Origin of the sequence: Idiomarina sp. UBA4206, assembly GCF_002383015.1 — a bacterium.
Taxonomy (GTDB): domain Bacteria; phylum Pseudomonadota; class Gammaproteobacteria; order Enterobacterales; family Alteromonadaceae; genus Idiomarina; species Idiomarina abyssalis.
In genome coordinates this window covers 8,529-10,636 of sequence record NZ_DFTS01000013.1, presented here as the reverse complement: position 1 = coordinate 10,636, position 2,108 = coordinate 8,529, and the positions used below count along the sequence as shown (strand labels likewise).

3 protein-coding genes are annotated in these 2,108 nt (G+C 46.4%); all 3 read left to right on the top strand.

Annotated features, from left to right (window positions below):
* Nucleotides 1–594 (top strand): FixG Ig-like domain-containing protein (locus tag B3180_RS02490; protein ID WP_286842826.1); only part of this gene is annotated, 594 nt, incomplete at its 5' end.
* Nucleotides 587–1,591: a serine/threonine protein kinase gene (locus tag B3180_RS02485; protein ID WP_054489045.1), complete on the top strand. Its 1,005-nt coding sequence runs from the start codon at nt 587–589 to the stop codon at nt 1,589–1,591. The genes B3180_RS02490 and B3180_RS02485, both read left to right, overlap by 8 nt.
* Before the next feature lie 12 nt (nt 1,592–1,603).
* On the top strand, nt 1,604–2,108 hold a 505-nt coding region (locus B3180_RS02480; protein ID WP_286842822.1), incomplete at its 3' end, for a thiol:disulfide interchange protein DsbA/DsbL.

Genomic DNA, 2,108 nt, shown 5'->3' with positions numbered 1-2,108 from the left:
GTTCAGGTTTGCCCGACAGGTATTGATATTCGAAATGGGCTGCAATACGAGTGCATTGACTGCGGTGCCTGTATTGATGCCTGTAATGACGTTATGGATAAAATGAACTATCCGAAAGGGCTTATCCGCTTTACCACAGAGCGTAACCTGGCGGCCAAAGACAAAAAGCAGAAGACCAATCCGTGGCGAATGAAAAGTATTGGCTACTTTATTATGGTTCTGGCGGTGAGCGCGGTATTGGTCTGGGATATTGCCAGCCGAGTCCCACTGGAAGTTGATGTATTGCGAGACAGGAACCAGCTTTTCAGAGAAAATATTGAAGGCCAGATTGAAAACGTCTTCACCTTAAAACTGGTTAATAAATCTCAGCAGGACATGACTTACCGCATAGAGGTCAAAGGTTTTGAACAGTTCGAACTGATTGGTGACTCCACTAAACAGGTTTCGGCCGGTGAGGTTGGCACATTGCCGGTAACGGTAGCGGTTCCACCCTCTTTATTGAAAGAACAGGTCACAGAGTTTTACTTCGTGGTAACAGCGGTTGATAATGCGGATATAACTAATACGCATCAGAGCCGCTTTTTATATGAGTAATCTTACAGAGAACGCGTCTGACTTTGCTTTTCAGGGGCTGACGCCGGATCTTGTTGTTAATGCGTTAGAAAGTGTCGGTTTGTATCCTGCTTCGGGCTTGCTGGCGCTGAATAGCTATGAAAACCGGGTCTATCAGTTTGCTGATGATGATCGCAAACGCTATGTGGCAAAGTTCTATAGACCTCAGCGCTGGCGCACTGAGCAAATAGAAGAAGAGCTGGCGTTTGTCGAGGAGCTGGCGCAAGCAGAGGTTCCGGCCGTATCCGCTTTACTACTGCAGAATAAGCGCCTGCATGAGTTCGAAGGCTATCGCTTTTGTGTTTACTCAAGCATTGGAGGGCGGGCATTTGAGCCTAATGACCTGGATGAGCTTGAACGCCTGGGGCGTCAAATTGGACGCATGCATGCAGTGGCTCAGGCGGGCAAGTTTAAAGTGCGGGAAACTATCGACTATGAAGGTTTTGTGGAGCAGTCCGTGGCGGAGTTACGGCAATCCGCTTTATTACCCGCAGAGCTAAAAGACGCCTTTTTTGCCATTCTTGATCCCTTAAGTGAGCGCTTACGTTCTACACCTCTGCAAGACTTTGATTATCAGCGTCTGCATGGCGACTGCCATATTGGTAATATTCTGCAGTATGAGGAAAAACTGACCTTTGTCGATTTTGACGATTGTCGCTCAGGACCTGCGGTCCAGGACTTATGGATGATGCTTAATGGCCCGCATCAGGAGCAGACTCTGCAGATGGATGCGCTGCTTACTGGTTATGAAGATTTTTGCGAATTTGATACCGCGCAGTTGATATTAATTGAACCTTTGCGCAGTTTCAGAATCATTCAATATATGGCATGGTTATCGCGCAGGTGGCAAGATAGTGCTTTTCAGAGAGCGTTCCCCTGGTTTGCAGAAAGCCGTTATTGGGAACAGCAGATTCTGGCATTGAAAGAACAATTAGCGGGGCTGGATGAAGCGCCGCTGAACCTTGGTTTTAACGGATAACAGGAAATGACAATGAAAAAGTGGTTAATGGGTTTTGCCGGAGCATTAATGGTAGCAGCAGGTTTTGCTCAGGCTCAGGATTTTGAGGAAGGAGTTCACTATGAGGTGATAGCCGATGAAGCGACCAGTAAACCGGAAATTACCGAGTTCTTTTCTTTTTACTGTGTTCATTGCTACCGGTTTGAACCCATAGCAAAAGAAATGAAGTCTGAATATCCGGAAGCTTTTAAAAAGGCGCATGTGTCGTTCATCAGCCCACGGGGCAATGTGGGTGAAACCATGACTCAGGCTTTTGTGGTTGCACAAAAGCTGGATAAAGAAGAAGAACTGTCCGCTGCTATATTTGACTATAACTTCAATAAAAACAATATGCTGACCAGTAAACAAGACATTCGTAATGTTTTTGTGGTCAATGGTGTTTCTGGTGACGAATTTGATAAAGCCATAGCGAGTTTTAGTGTTCGTGCTGCAGCCGCTAAAATGGACCGCCGCGCCAGTAACTTAGGGGTTAACGCAA